Below are 13,057 nucleotides of genomic sequence, written 5' to 3'. Positions count from 1 at the left end.
TCCTGCAAGTTTACGGCCAGACCCTTGCGGATCTGGCCGTATGTTTCCGCCAAAGAGGCGCGATCACAAGATGTTTCGACGAATAACCCGACCTTCGTCAGCCGCGCGCTTCGCTGATCAGGCGCAGGATGTCCTGAGCGGCCTCGGGAATGTTGGTGCCCGGGCCAAAGATGGCCTTGACCCCATGATCATAAAGGAACTGGTAATCCTGCTGCGGGATCACCCCGCCGCAGATCACGATGATGTCCTCGGCCCCGGCTTTTTTCAGCTCTTCCACCAGTTGCGGAGCCAATGTCTTGTGCCCTGCCGCCTGCGAGGAAATACCGACCACATGCACGTCATTGTCCACCGCGTCCTGCGCGGCCTCGGCCGGGGTCTGGAACAAGGGGCCAACGTCTACGTCAAACCCGATATCGGCGAACGCGGTGGCAATCACCTTGGCCCCACGGTCATGACCGTCCTGCCCCATCTTGACCACCAGCAGACGGGGGCGACGGCCTTCGGCCTCGGCGAATTCCTCGATGGATTTCTGGATCGCGGCAAAGCCTTCGTCGCCCTCATAGGCCGCGCCATAAACGCCGGCCAGGGTTTTCACTTCGGCGCGGTGGCGGCCGAATTCCTTTTCCATTGCCATGCTGATCTCTCCTACGGATGCGCGGGCGCGGGCGGCCTCGACCGCAGCAGCCAGCAGGTTTCCGCCCTCTTGGGCAGCCTTGGTCAGGGCGTCCAGCGCCTGTTGGCAAGCAGCCTCGTCACGGGTTGCACGGATACGTTCCAATCGCGCGACCTGCGCTTCGCGTACGGCCACGTTGTCGACGTCCAGAATGTCGATCGGATCTTCCTGTTCTTTGCGGTACTTGTTGACCCCGACGATCACCTCTTCGCCGCGGTCGATCATCGCCTGGCGGCGCGCGGCGCTTTCCTCGATGCGCAGCTTGGGCATGCCGCTGGCCACGGCCTTGGTCATGCCGCCCATTTCCTCGACCTCTTCCATCAGGGCCCAGGCTTTTTCGATCAGCTCATTGGTCAGGCTTTCGACGTAATAGGACCCCGCCAGCGGGTCGACCACATCGGTCACGCCGGTCTCTTCCTGCAACACCAGCTGCGTGTTCCGGGCGATACGCGCCGAAAAGTCGGTGGGCAGCGCAATCGCCTCGTCCAATGCGTTGGTGTGCAGCGACTGGGTCCCGCCCAGAACCGCGCTCATCGCTTCATAGGCGGTGCGGATGACATTGTTGTAAGGGTCCTGTTCCTGCAACGAAACACCTGACGTCTGGCAGTGGGTGCGCAGCATTTTTGACCGTTCGGATTTCGCGCCGAAATCGGTCATCACCCGGTGCCACAGCGTGCGCGCGGCGCGCAGTTTGGCGATCTCCATGAAAAAGTTCATGCCGATGGCAAAGAAGAACGACAGCCGGCCTGCGAACTTGTCCACGTCCATCCCGGCCTGTGTCGCTGCACGGACATATTCGCGCCCGTCGGCCAGGGTATAGGCCAGCTCCTGCACCAGGTTCGCGCCGGCCTCTTGCATGTGATAGCCCGAGATCGAGATCGAGTTGAACTTGGGCATCTCGTTCGAGGTATACTCGATGATGTCCGAGATGATCCGCATCGAGGGCTCGGGCGGGTAGATATAGGTATTTCGCACCATGAATTCCTTCAGAATGTCGTTCTGAATGGTGCCGGACAGAACCGATTTGTCGTGCCCCTGTTCCTCTCCTGCCACGATGAAGTTCGCCAGAATCGGGATCACCGCGCCGTTCATGGTCATCGAGACCGAGACCTGATCCAACGGAATGCCGTCGAACAGGATTTTCATGTCCTCGACACTGTCGATGGCCACACCGGCCTTGCCCACGTCACCGACGACACGCGGGTGGTCGCTGTCATAGCCGCGGTGGGTGGCCAGGTCGAAGGCAACCGAAACACCCTGCTGGCCCGCCGCCAGGTTGCGGCGATAGAAGGCGTTGGATTCTTCGGCAGTCGAAAAGCCCGCATATTGACGGATCGTCCACGGACGGCCCGCATACATCGTGGCCTTCACACCGCGTGTAAACGGACCAAAGCCCGGCAGCGAACCCATATGCGGCAAACCGGCGGTGTCTTCCTGCGTATAGAGCGGTTTGACCGCAATGCCTTCCAGCGTCTCTTTGGTCAGGTCGTCCAGCGGACGTCCGCGCAGCTCTTTCTCGGCCAGCGCTTTCCAATCCTTGGTGTCGGTCATTTCGGTTTCCTCTTGTCAATTCGGATGGCGGCAGTCGAAAGCTTCCGCATTGAGGTCTTGCGCTTGGCCGTTTCATTCAGCCGCAAGCGCGACATTTTGAGTGTTTGGTACAAATCGTCGGTCGCAATCGGTGTCACAGAGGCTATATTCGAAGGAACAGGAGGCCACATGACACGCACGCTTGCCTTTGTTTTCTTGGCACTAATCCCGATGTCTGTCTGGGCGGCGGATGGCACGGCGACGACGGATGACAGTTTTGTCCGCCCGGTGGGTGACAGCGAACTCAGCGAGTTTCTTTGGGTCAACCGACCCATCGTGGTCTTTGCCGACACGCCAGCGGACCCGCGGTTCCAGCAACAGATCGACATGCTGCTCGAAGGCGAAGCCGCAATGCGTGAGCGTGACGTGGTGGTTCTGACCGATACCGACCCATCGGCGCGGTCTCCAATCCGGTCACAGCTGCGCCCGCGCGGGTTCCAGATGGTATTCGTCGACAAGGACGGCGTGGTCAAACTGCGCAAACCTTCTCCGTGGAGCGTGCGCGAGATTGGCCGGTCCATCGACAAGACCCCCCTGCGCGAACGCGAAATCCGCGATCGGCGCGAAGGCGGCTGACCGCTTTCGCCACCCCGAAAGGCCCCGGCACAGAATGCCGGAGTCTTTGACGGGTATGGCAAAAGCGCGGTCATGATCACTCGAACTCGATGATCACTTCGTCCACGGCGAGGCTGTCGCCGGGGCCTGCATTGATCTTGGCAACGATGCCCTTCTTCTCGGCGCGCAGGATGTTTTCCATCTTCATCGCCTCGATGGTGCACAGCGCTTGACCTTCCTGCACCTCTTGCCCCACTTCCACGTCGATCTTCACGACCAGGCCGGGCATCGGGCACAGCAGCATTTTCGAGGTGTCGGGCGGCAGTTTTTCAGGCATCAGCCGCGCCAGTTCCGCCTGACGCGGGGTACGTATCTGCACCTTGAGATCCGCGCCGCGGTTACGGATGCGGAACCCGCCCGAGATCTTGCCCACCTTCATGACCAGCGGCGCGTCATCGACCGTCATGACGGCAAGCTGATCACCCGGTGTCCAATCACCCGTCACCCGCATTTCCTGACCGTCGTCAAACCTGATCGTGGCCCCATCCTGATCCGCGTTGACCTTGACAGGCCACTGGATTTCGCGCCCGAAGGAGACAACCCAATCGGTGCCGACCTTGCGTTCGTGATTGTCCATCCGACCCGACACGCGGGTCCGGCGAATTTCTGCGACGCGATGCATGGCTGCGCAGGACGCTGCAATCCGGCGCAGGTCTGCCTCGGCCAGTTCGACGCCCTCGAACCCGTCGGGGTATTCCTCGGCGATGAAGGCAGTGGTCATATCGCCGCTGATGAATTTCGGATGATCCATCACGGCGGACAGGAACGGCAGGTTGTGGCCAATGCCTTCAACCTCGAAACTGTCCAGCGCCACGCGCATCGCCTCGATCGCCTGATCACGGGTCGGAGCCCAGGTACACAGTTTGGCAATCATCGGGTCGTAATACATGCTGATCTCACCGCCCTCATAGACGCCGGTGTCATTTCGAACAGCAACATCGCCTTCGGGCGCATCCCCCTGCCATTTGCTGTTGGCCAGCATCGGTCCGGCTGCCGTCTCCTGAGGCGGGCGATACCGGGTCAGACGGCCAATCGAGGGCAGGAAGCCGCGATACGGATCCTCGGCGTACAGGCGGTTTTCGATCGCCCATCCGGTCAGTGTCACGTCGTCCTGCGTGATCGACAACTTTTCACCCGCAGCCACGCGGATCATCTGTTCGACCAGATCAACGCCGGTGATCAATTCGGTAACAGGGTGTTCCACCTGCAAACGCGTGTTCATTTCCAGGAAATAGAAGTTCTTTTCACCGTCAACGATGAATTCTACCGTTCCCGCGCTGGAATAGCCCACGGCCTTGGCGAGGGCCACGGCCTGTTCCCCCATGGCTTTGCGTGTTGCTTCGTCCAGAAACGGCGACGGCGCCTCTTCCACGACTTTCTGGTTCCGGCGCTGGATCGAGCATTCGCGCTCGCCCAGGTAGATGCCGTTTCCATGACTGTCGCAAAGAACCTGAATTTCGATGTGACGCGGTTGGGTCACGAATTTCTCGATGAAGATCCGATCATCCCCGAACGAGCTTGCGGCTTCGTTCTTTGACGACTGAAAGCCCTCGCGCGCCTCGTCGTCATTCCACGCGATCCGCATGCCCTTGCCGCCGCCGCCGGCGCTGGCCTTGATCATGACAGGATAGCCGATCTCGTTCGAGATTTTGACCGCCTCATCGGCGTCTTCGATCAGCCCCATATATCCGGGAACCGTCGACACATTCGCGTCCTGCGCGATTTTCTTCGAGGTGATCTTGTCGCCCATCGCCTCGATCGCGCCTTTCGGAGGACCGACAAACGCCACGCCTTCGGCTTCCAGCGCCTCGGCAAACTTGGCGTTTTCGGACAGGAAGCCATAACCGGGATGGACCGCCTGCGCGCCGCTCTGGCGGATGGCGTCCATCACCTTGTCGATCACGATATAGGACTGGTTTGCAGGTGGCGGGCCGATATGGATGGCTTCGTCCGCCATCGACACATGCAGCGCGTTCTTGTCCGCGTCCGAGAAAATGGCAACGGTGCCGATACCCATCTTGCGGGCGGTCTTGATAACCCGGCAGGCGATCTCGCCCCGGTTGGCGATCAGGATCTTATTGAACATGGAACGTCCTTTGGCTTGGTGTTCTGGAAACGCAAAACGCCGCCGCAGGGAACAATCCCCACGGCGGCGTGATGCGCGATGACGGGCGGAACGACATGCGCCCCGCAAAATATGCGTTAGTTACAGGTGTTCTGTGTCTTGCAGTACAGCACGTTGCCCGCCGCACCGACGGCTGCGCCAAACAACGGGTCCGCGTTGAGGACGGCCGCCCCCACTGCCCCGGCACCGCCGCCGAGGATTGCCTGTTCGCCCGTGGTGTCTCCGCAGGCGGCCAGACCCGCGCAGGTCGTCGCAACAAGGATGAAGCGTGAGAATCGCATAGTATCTGCCCTTTTTGGTTTCTTGATCCTTTTCGGGTCAGATGCGCGAAACACGCCCTGTTATTCAATATCAACGGGTGCGCCGGCGATTTTTGTGCGGGATTTTGCCTCTTTCTGTCCGCTACAGGCAAAAAGAAAAACGCGGACAGGACTATGTGGGGAACACAAGCCTGCCCGCGCAAGGAAGGGGTACGGAATAGTAGGTGCATGTGCGGCGCAGGCAAAGTAGAGCCGCACGGCCTATCCAGTTTGCACAGCACAATATTGGCGGCAAACACAGTATTGTTTCCAATCGGGATTTCGGCTGGAATCTGCCCACACCCGGAAATGCCGCGCAACTTCGCGCCGATACCGGTTCGATACTGCTCGGGTGTTTGAGGCCGCTTTGCCGTCACAGTTTCGTGACAGATCAAGCCGCTTTCCGCGCGTTTCGCGGTTGCAGCATCACGACTCTCGGTCAGCGTTGGACATACAGAACCGCCTTGCGCCAATGCGTTATCCAAGCGGCTCAAGACGTCGTGTTTCAGCGCAGTGAAAAACACACATTTGCTTGAAAAATCAACATCTTCACTTCCCATTCTCGTGATTTCCCAAGGTTTGGACCTCGTGAAACGGTCTGTGTGCACACTCGCACTCAAAGGAATACCCACATGACGAAGACTAGAAAAAAGGCACTCCTGCTTGCTGCCTCTGCGCTTTGTGTGACCAGCACGCTTGCATTTGCCCAGGATGCCCAAACCCAAGCCGAGCTGGATGCCTTGCGCGCCCGGGTCGAGGCGCTGGAATCCGCCAGTGCCGGCCCTGCCAACGGTGACTTCCGCATCGGCAACACCGTTCTGGACGTTTACGGATATGTAAAGGCCGACTTCTTCTACGATTTCGAGTTCGATCAGGGCGACACGGCGTTCGTGAATGTCATCGGGGAACCGTCGGCCGCGACCGATGGCACATTTGGTGCCACCGTCCGCCAATCGCGGATCGGTCTGCGCACCACCACCCCAAGCGGTATCGGCGATATCGGCGGACAACTGGAACTGGATCTGTTCGGTTCCGGCTGAACGGCCGAATTGCGTGTACGCCACGCCAATATCACCATCGGTGACAACTGGTTGATCGGACAGACCTGGACCAACTTCATGCCGCTGGACACCTACCCGACCTCGGTGGAATTCAACGGCCCCGTTGGTATCCCTTTCGCGCGGGTTCCGCAGGTTCGCTATACCAACTCTTTCGGAACGAACACGTCCTTCGCCGTTTCGATCGAAGAGAATGTCGGCGGTTCGAATTCGGACGATCCGGTTTTGACCGCATCCGCCGAATACAATGACGGGACTTATGTCGCACGTTTGTCCGGCCTTTATGGCAAGGCGGAATCCGGCAATGTCGAAGTTGATCAGACCGGGTTCACGATATCCGGCTCGGTTCGCCCATGGCAGGGCGGTCTGTTCCAGGTCAACTATGTGAACGGCGAGGCACTCGGCCCGTACCTGATCGGCCTTGGTGATCCCATCGTGAACGGCCAGGCCAATGACGTGGATGGATACACCCTCGAATTCCGGCAGGATCTGAGCCCGAAATGGAATGTTGGCATTGCATACGGCAAAGAAGACTATGACCTGCCGACCTCGACCGGAACCCTGTCGTTTACCGAACTGGAAACGATCCACGTCAACGCTTTTTACAAGGCAACCGAGGATCTGACACTTAGCGCCGAGTACATCTATGGCGAACGGAACGACGCGCCGACCGGCAGAACCTTTGACGGAAACCGCGTTCAGCTGGCCGCTCAGTTGAACTTCTGATGCCGCAAACGGATCCTGCCCGGTTTCGGGCAGGGTCATCCCGGAACCGGTCTTGAAGGGCTGATATGCGGCGGCTTGGATCACGATTAGCCTGTCCCGTCGATTACGTCGGGAAAGGACGCACGGGCGGCGTCCACATCGATTACCAGCATTGCGTCATAGCTGGCCGGATCAAAAGGATCTTCCGCCGGGATGACTTCGCGCCCGAAAAGCCAGCTGAGACGTCCGGCATCCAGATTGCCCCGCTCGAACGGCTGATCGCCGAAATGCGCCCAAAGGGCCTCCATGAAGGCGACATCGGCGCGTTTGTCCGCTGGTTTGCGATCCCGGAACCGTTCCCGCCGCGTAAGCGGCGTCACACCCTTGGGATTGGCGCGGCGAATAGTGAACTGAAAATCGGTGCCTGAAAGACGCCCCGGAAACCCGCGATGTTTCAGCATGGCGACACTCCACAGCTTTGTTTTGCAGACAAAAATAGTTCGAACCCGAACTTGGATGGGATCATGTTGCGCACCTCCAAAGCCGCACCGTTGGTCTGAGAAGCTTTGACGTCATGACAGCGTAAGTTCATGGTCAAAGCCCTTCCCAGATACACCGGGACTGCTCCAGCCGGTAGGCTTCAAAATACTGTGTCGCGTCCGGAGCGGTGTCGCCAAATTCCACCGGGCGATCAGACAGGGAAATGACAACTCTGGATGGCTGCAATTCGTGCAGAGCCACATAAGGAACGGCTAGAACCTGGCACAGATGCTCCATATCCTTGGACGCCACGTCATAGCCGATCCGTCCCACTGACGCTCCGATCTTCGGGGCGACAAATCGAAAGCGCACCCATAGCTCACCGGGGTTGTTGTCCAGCAGGACATCGCTCAGATGCACCGGCTGACCGGACGGCACCGGCAATGAACTGTCTGTCTGGGCAAAAACAGGAACGCCGAGCGCACACAACACCAGACATATGGCACGATCCCGGACCCACCGAAGGCAGGCTCCTCCTTCCGGGATCGCGCGCGCAGTGCTTTTGGCCTGCGCGGTTCTATGTCTGACGGGTCGGATCATTCAACTATTTGTCGCTTTTTGTCAATTCCGCCGCAATTTTGAGCATTTTCGCTAAAAATCGGACTGCCAGTGCCAACAACCGGGGCGGACAACGCCGCCCCGAATGGGTCAAAGCGGAATATTGTCGTGCTTTTTCCAAGGGTTCTTCAGCTGTTTGCCGCGCAAACTGGCAAAGGCTCTGGACACGCGCCGGCGGGTCGAATGCGGCATGATCACCTCGTCGACGAAACCGCGTTCGGCCGCGACAAAGGGGTTTGCAAACCGATCTTCGTAATCGGCGACATGCTGTGCGGTCTTTTCCGCATCATGCAGATCTGCCCGATGAATAATCTCGGTTGCACCCTTGGCACCCATCACCGCGATTTCGGCTGTCGGCCAGGCATAGTTGAAATCGCCGCGCAGATGTTTGGACGCCATAACAACATAGGCACCGCCATACGCCTTGCGCGTGATCACCGTGACCTTGGGCACGGTCGCCTCGCCATATGCATAAAGCAGCTTTGCGCCGTGCTTGATCACGCCGCTATATTCCTGCTGTGTGCCCGGCAGAAAGCCCGGAACATCGACAAGCGTCAGGATCGGAATTTCGAAACAGTCGCAGAACCGCACGAACCGCGCCGCCTTGCGTGAACTGTCAATATCCAAACATCCCGCCAAAACCATCGGTTGGTTCGCCACGACACCAACGGTCTGACCTTCCAGCCGAATAAAGCCGGTGATGATGTTCTTGGCGAAATCTTCCTGAATTTCGTAGAAATCGCCTTCATCGGCTATTTTTGTGATGAGTTCCTTCATGTCATAGGGCGTGTTTGGATTGTCCGGAACCAGAGTGTCCAGCGAATCCTCGATCCGGTGAGGGTCATCAAAGAACGGACGCACCGGAGGTTTCTCGCGGTTGTTGAGCGGCAGGAAGTCCACCAGACGGCGCACTTCTGCCAATGCTTCCACATCGTTTTCGAACGCGGCGTCGGCGACCGAGGATTTCTTGGTGTGGGTCGAGGCGCCACCCAGTTCTTCGGCCGTTACAACCTCGTTGGTAACCGTTTTGACCACGTCGGGGCCCGTCACGAACATGTAAGACGTGTCTTTGACCATAAAAATGAAGTCAGTCATCGCGGGGCTGTAAACCGCTCCGCCAGCGCATGGGCCCATGATTACGCTGATCTGCGGAACCACACCCGAGGCCGTGATGTTGCGCTGAAACACTTCGGCATAGCCGGCCAGCGAAGCCACGCCTTCCTGGATTCGTGCACCGCCCGAGTCGTTGATTCCGACAATCGGTGCTCCGTTTTGCACCGCCATATCCATGATCTTGCAGATTTTCTGGGCATGCGTCTCGGACAGCGACCCACCAAAGACCGTAAAGTCCTGGCTGAACACATAGACCATGCGGCCGTTGATGGTGCCCCAGCCGGTGACAACACCATCACCCGCAGGTTTTTGATTTTCCATTCCGAATTCGGTGCATCGATGACTGACGAACATGTCGAATTCTTCAAAGCTGCCCTCATCCAGCAGCAACTCGATCCGCTCTCGCGCCGTCAGCTTTCCGCGCGCATGCTGGGCATCAATCCGCCTCTGCCCGCCGCCCAGTCGTGCGTCGTTGCGGCGGTTTTCCAACTCGGAAAGGATGTCTTTCATGACGATTATCCCCTGTAAAATTTGCGGGGACCCTACCCTTTCGCGCCTCTCATCCAAAGCTCTTTTCGGCAAATTTGCAAATATTCAGCAACAACAATCTGGATAACTGTAAACTTGCAAAGTCTCTTGTTGAGATCGCTGGATGGCTGGCAATCCAAAATTCCATGACTATACATGTGAACTATGCAGTTCAGCTCTCGCGCGGTTCGCCGCACACCACCCACATTGGCGACACTTGTATTGCTCGCGGGCTTGTCTGCGCTGAGCATGAACCTGTTTCTGCCGAGCCTGCCGAACATGGCCGCGTATTTTGGCGCCGATTACAAGGTCATGCAGCTATCGATCGCGCTGTATCTTCTGGTCAACGCCGTTCTGCAAATCCTGATCGGGCCGCTCGCGGACAAGGCAGGTCGCAGGCCAGTTCTGCTGTGGGGGATCGGCTTGTTCCTGCTGGCCACGCTTGGATGCATCTATGCCCCCAACGTTGAAGTCTTTCTGGCGTTCAGAATGTGCCAGGCGGTCGTGGTTGTCGGCATGGTTCTCAGCCGGGCTGCGGTCAGGGATATGTACGATCAGGATCAGGCGGCATCGATGATCGGTTACGTGACAATGGGTATGGCCGTGGTCCCGATGATCGGCCCGGCGATCGGCGGCCTGCTGGAGGAAAGCTTTGGCTGGAAAGCGAATTTCTGGCTGCCTTTCGCCCTGGGCGCCCTGACGCTTGCCTTGACCTTCGCGGATTTTGGGGAAACGTCAGCCAAAAGCGGCAAGACCCTTGTTCAGCAGTTCAAGGAATACCCTGAACTTCTGACCTCGCCACGGTTCTGGGGCTATTCACTGTCCTGCGCGTTGTCTTCGGGCACATTCTTTGCCTATCTCGGTGGCGCGCCATTTATTGGAACCGAACTGTTCGGACTAAGCGCGGCACAGGTCGGCATATATTTCGGCGCCCCCGCAGTGGGCTATTTTGTTGGCAACTTTCTGAGCGGTCGCTTTTCCGTACAGATTGGCATCAACCGGATGGTGCTGTGGGGCAGCCTGCTGAACGCCTTGGGCGTTGCGCTTTCGGCATCCTTGTTCCTCACAGGTCTGGGCACCGCACTCAGCTTTTTCAGCTTGATGACCTTTGTGGGCGTCGGAAACGGCATGGCCATTCCCAATGCCACCTCCGGCGCATTGTCCGTTCGTCCGCATCTGGCCGCAACCGCCTCAGGGCTGAGCGGCGCAATCATGCTGGGCGGCGGCGCGGGCCTGAGCGCGCTGGCAGGCACCCTGCTGACCCGGGAAACCGGCGCCATGCCCTTGCTCTGGCTGATGCTAACCTCTGCAGTTCTGGCGATTTTCGCAATTGGATCCGTCATTCGGCGAGAGCGTCAATTGGGGCTGTAACGACTTGCTCCGAAAACTTTGCAAAGTTAATCTTCCAAAACAGAAAACTTGCAAAGGCACCTCATGGCCACCCAAAAGCTCTATGCCGGCGCGAAACTGCGTGAAATGCGCACGCGACTGGCCCTGACACAACGCGAATTCGCGGCGAAACTGGGTGTTTCACTCCCATACCTGAACCAGATGGAGAACAACAACCGGCCGATCTCGACCACGGTTGTGTTGGCTCTGGCACAAGAATTCGGCTTGGATGTCACCGAGCTCAGCACCGGCGACAGCGAGCGACTGGTGTCGGATATGCGCGAAGCTTTGGCCGACCCGGTTTTTGCGGATATTCTGCCGCCACTTGCCGATTTACGCCTGACGGCATCAAACGCTCCGGCATTGGCCCGCGCATTTATCGAGCTGCACAAAACCTACCGGCAAACGCATGAACGCCTCGCCTCACTGGACGAAGCCCTGGGGCGAGAGGACGCCCGAATGCAGGCCAGCCCCTGGGAAGAGGTGCGGGACTTCTTCCATTATTGCGACAACTACATCGACGCCGTGGACCGGGCGGCAGAGCTGTTCGCCAATCGCGCGGAAAACCCGGGGAGCATCCGGCAGGCGGCTTTGAACAGCCTGACTGAGCGTGGCATTCAAGTGATGTTCTCTGACATCGCCCCTTTGCGCACCTATGACGCCGAAAGCAAAATCCTGCGCCTTTCCTCCCGCTCGACCCCGCAAACGCAAGTGTTTCAACTGCTGTTGCAGGTCGCATTGATCAGTCAGGACAAACTGCTGGAAGCGACACTGGATTTTGCCAAGTTCCAAAGCGACGAGGCACGGTCCATCGCAAAGATCGGCCTTGCCAATTATTTCGCCGGCGCTTCCTTGATGCCCTATTCCGCATTCCTGACCGCTGCTCAGGAAGAGCGCCACGATCTGGAGCTACTCAGCAACCGGTTTGGCGCATCGATTGAGCAGGTTGCGCATAGACTGTCGACGCTGCAACGCCCCGGTGCAAAAGGTATCCCGTTCTTTTTCGTCCGCGTGGATCAGGCCGGAACGATCACGAAACGGCACTCGGCCACGCGTCTGCAATTTGCACGGTTCGGTGGCGCCTGCCCCCTTTGGAACGTGCATCGGGCCTTTGAAACGCCGGGCCATTTCCTTCGGCAACTGGCAGAAACGCCGGATGGTGTGCGTTACATCTCGCTGGCTCGGGATGTGTCGAAATCAGGTGGTTCATTCGGCGCACCGGTCAGGCGGTACGCAATTGCGCTGGGGTGCGAGGTGCGCCACGCCCCGGCGCTCGTGTATGCCGACAACCTCGACATAAACAACGCCAGCGCTTACGAGCCCATCGGCATTTCCTGCCGCATCTGCGAGCGGCAAAACTGCCATCAGCGTTCAGTCCCGCCGCTGGAACGCCGTCTCAGCATCGACACCCATACGCGCGGCACCCTGCCATACGAAGTCACCTGATTTCGTATGGCCAGAAATTAACGGGGGGAGCCCCGACCCGGGCCGGGAAAGGACAGGGACAGTATCCCCCAGCCATAATGTTCAGGCCTTGGACAAAATCGCCCAGATTTCGTCTTTCAGCGCTGCCCGTTTCTTGCGCAAATCAACTTCGGCCAGGTCTTCCATGGGCTCGACGTTGGTTTCAGCCCGATGCACAACGCGATTGACCTCGTGATACTCATCAGCCAGACGGGCAAAATGCGCGTCCGTTTGCTTGAGCTGGCTCATCAGTTCAACCTTGTCCGGAAACTCTTCGGCCAGTTCATGCGGGGTGTGGGACATGTCTGTTCGCTCCTTCATATGTCGTTGCATATCAGTGGTAGAAGCGTGACGCGCCGCCCACTTTGACGCGGATCAATTTCATACAGGAAAAATTCAG

12 protein-coding genes are annotated in these 13,057 nt (G+C 58.5%); 5 read left to right on the top strand and 7 right to left on the bottom strand.

The window, feature by feature from the left end:
* Window positions 1–97 precede the first annotated feature (97 nt).
* Window positions 98–2,224: a methylmalonyl-CoA mutase gene (gene scpA / locus ACR0C6_RS01000; RefSeq protein ID WP_480617943.1), complete on the bottom strand. Its 2,127-nt coding sequence runs from the start codon at window positions 2,222–2,224 to the stop codon at window positions 98–100.
* A gap of 168 nt (window positions 2,225–2,392) precedes the next feature.
* On the opposite strand from scpA, the gene ACR0C6_RS00995 reads away from it, so the two are divergent.
* A complete protein-coding gene (locus ACR0C6_RS00995; protein WP_152458718.1) occupies window positions 2,393–2,839 on the top strand; it encodes a DUF4174 domain-containing protein in 447 nt (148 codons plus the stop codon).
* A 76-nt stretch (window positions 2,840–2,915) separates the two neighbouring features.
* Here ACR0C6_RS00995 and ACR0C6_RS00990 read toward each other — a convergent pair whose 3' ends face one another.
* Together ACR0C6_RS00990 and ACR0C6_RS00985 are read right to left on the bottom strand one after the other, a co-directional pair.
* Complete coding sequence (locus ACR0C6_RS00990; RefSeq protein WP_480617942.1) at window positions 2,916–4,964, bottom strand: acetyl-CoA carboxylase biotin carboxylase subunit; 2,049 nt, start codon at window positions 4,962–4,964, stop codon at window positions 2,916–2,918.
* A 116-nt stretch (window positions 4,965–5,080) separates the two neighbouring features.
* Window positions 5,081–5,284, bottom strand: coding sequence for a hypothetical protein (locus ACR0C6_RS00985; protein WP_152458720.1), 204 nt, complete (start codon window positions 5,282–5,284; stop codon window positions 5,081–5,083).
* 650 nt (window positions 5,285–5,934) lie between these two features.
* Here ACR0C6_RS00985 and ACR0C6_RS00980 point away from each other — a divergent pair.
* Window positions 5,935–6,342 (top strand): hypothetical protein, encoded by a 408-nt coding sequence (locus ACR0C6_RS00980; RefSeq protein ID WP_480617940.1) that lies wholly within the window; start codon window positions 5,935–5,937, stop codon window positions 6,340–6,342.
* A gap of 9 nt (window positions 6,343–6,351) precedes the next feature.
* Window positions 6,352–7,086 (top strand): DcaP family trimeric outer membrane transporter, encoded by a 735-nt coding sequence (locus ACR0C6_RS00975; protein ID WP_480617939.1) that lies wholly within the window; start codon window positions 6,352–6,354, stop codon window positions 7,084–7,086.
* An 86-nt stretch (window positions 7,087–7,172) separates the two neighbouring features.
* Here ACR0C6_RS00975 and ACR0C6_RS00970 read toward each other — a convergent pair whose 3' ends face one another.
* The 3 genes from ACR0C6_RS00970 to ACR0C6_RS00960 form a co-directional block, all read right to left on the bottom strand.
* Window positions 7,173–7,526, bottom strand: a complete 354-nt coding sequence (locus ACR0C6_RS00970) for a hypothetical protein (protein WP_171639072.1) — start codon at window positions 7,524–7,526, stop codon at window positions 7,173–7,175.
* A 133-nt stretch (window positions 7,527–7,659) separates the two neighbouring features.
* The gene (locus ACR0C6_RS00965) at window positions 7,660–8,145 is read right to left on the bottom strand and encodes a DUF6497 family protein (RefSeq protein WP_171114817.1); all 486 of its coding nucleotides are present in this window, start codon (window positions 8,143–8,145) and stop codon (window positions 7,660–7,662) included.
* Window positions 8,146–8,253: 108 nt separating this feature from the next.
* On the bottom strand, window positions 8,254–9,786 hold the full coding sequence (locus ACR0C6_RS00960) for an acyl-CoA carboxylase subunit beta (protein ID WP_152458724.1): 1,533 nt from the start codon (window positions 9,784–9,786) through the stop codon (window positions 8,254–8,256).
* A gap of 183 nt (window positions 9,787–9,969) precedes the next feature.
* Here ACR0C6_RS00960 and ACR0C6_RS00955 point away from each other — a divergent pair, with 183 nt between their 5' ends.
* Together ACR0C6_RS00955 and ACR0C6_RS00950 are read left to right on the top strand one after the other, a co-directional pair.
* The gene (locus ACR0C6_RS00955; RefSeq protein WP_171666368.1) at window positions 9,970–11,175 is read left to right on the top strand and encodes a multidrug effflux MFS transporter; all 1,206 of its coding nucleotides are present in this window, start codon (window positions 9,970–9,972) and stop codon (window positions 11,173–11,175) included.
* A gap of 63 nt (window positions 11,176–11,238) precedes the next feature.
* Window positions 11,239–12,639 carry a helix-turn-helix domain-containing protein gene (locus ACR0C6_RS00950; RefSeq protein WP_480445797.1) on the top strand — a complete coding sequence of 467 codons (1,401 nt, stop codon included), beginning with the start codon at window positions 11,239–11,241 and terminating at the stop codon, window positions 12,637–12,639.
* Between the two features lie 81 nt (window positions 12,640–12,720).
* Here the strand turns inward: ACR0C6_RS00950 and ACR0C6_RS00945 are convergent, their stop codons facing one another.
* Window positions 12,721–12,960 carry an HP1242/YdcH family protein gene (locus ACR0C6_RS00945; RefSeq protein WP_152458727.1) on the bottom strand — a complete coding sequence of 80 codons (240 nt, stop codon included), beginning with the start codon at window positions 12,958–12,960 and terminating at the stop codon, window positions 12,721–12,723.
* Window positions 12,961–13,057 lie beyond the last annotated feature (97 nt).

The organism is Ruegeria sp. AL12 (assembly GCF_056540885.1).
Note: the sequence above shows the minus strand (reverse complement) of the source record. Positions and strands in the feature narration are given on the sequence as shown.

Bases quoted from the DNA above. Each gene is read 5' to 3' on its own strand.
- ACR0C6_RS00995 (WP_152458718.1), top strand. From the start codon at position 2,393: ATGACACGCACGCTTGCCTTTGTTTTCTTGGCACTAATCCCGATGTCT.
- ACR0C6_RS00960 (WP_152458724.1), bottom strand. From the start codon at position 9,786: ATGAAAGACATCCTTTCCGAGTTGGAAAACCGCCGCAACGACGCACGA.
- ACR0C6_RS00965 (WP_171114817.1), bottom strand. From the start codon at position 8,145: ATGATCCGACCCGTCAGACATAGAACCGCGCAGGCCAAAAGCACTGCG.
- ACR0C6_RS00970 (WP_171639072.1), bottom strand. From the start codon at position 7,526: ATGCTGAAACATCGCGGGTTTCCGGGGCGTCTTTCAGGCACCGATTTT.
- ACR0C6_RS00950 (WP_480445797.1), top strand. From the start codon at position 11,239: ATGGCCACCCAAAAGCTCTATGCCGGCGCGAAACTGCGTGAAATGCGC.
- ACR0C6_RS00955 (WP_171666368.1), top strand. From the start codon at position 9,970: ATGCAGTTCAGCTCTCGCGCGGTTCGCCGCACACCACCCACATTGGCG.
- ACR0C6_RS00980 (WP_480617940.1), top strand. From the start codon at position 5,935: ATGACGAAGACTAGAAAAAAGGCACTCCTGCTTGCTGCCTCTGCGCTT.
- scpA (WP_480617943.1), bottom strand. From the start codon at position 2,224: ATGACCGACACCAAGGATTGGAAAGCGCTGGCCGAGAAAGAGCTGCGC.
- ACR0C6_RS00985 (WP_152458720.1), bottom strand. From the start codon at position 5,284: ATGCGATTCTCACGCTTCATCCTTGTTGCGACGACCTGCGCGGGTCTG.
- ACR0C6_RS00990 (WP_480617942.1), bottom strand. From the start codon at position 4,964: ATGTTCAATAAGATCCTGATCGCCAACCGGGGCGAGATCGCCTGCCGG.
- ACR0C6_RS00945 (WP_152458727.1), bottom strand. From the start codon at position 12,960: ATGTCCCACACCCCGCATGAACTGGCCGAAGAGTTTCCGGACAAGGTT.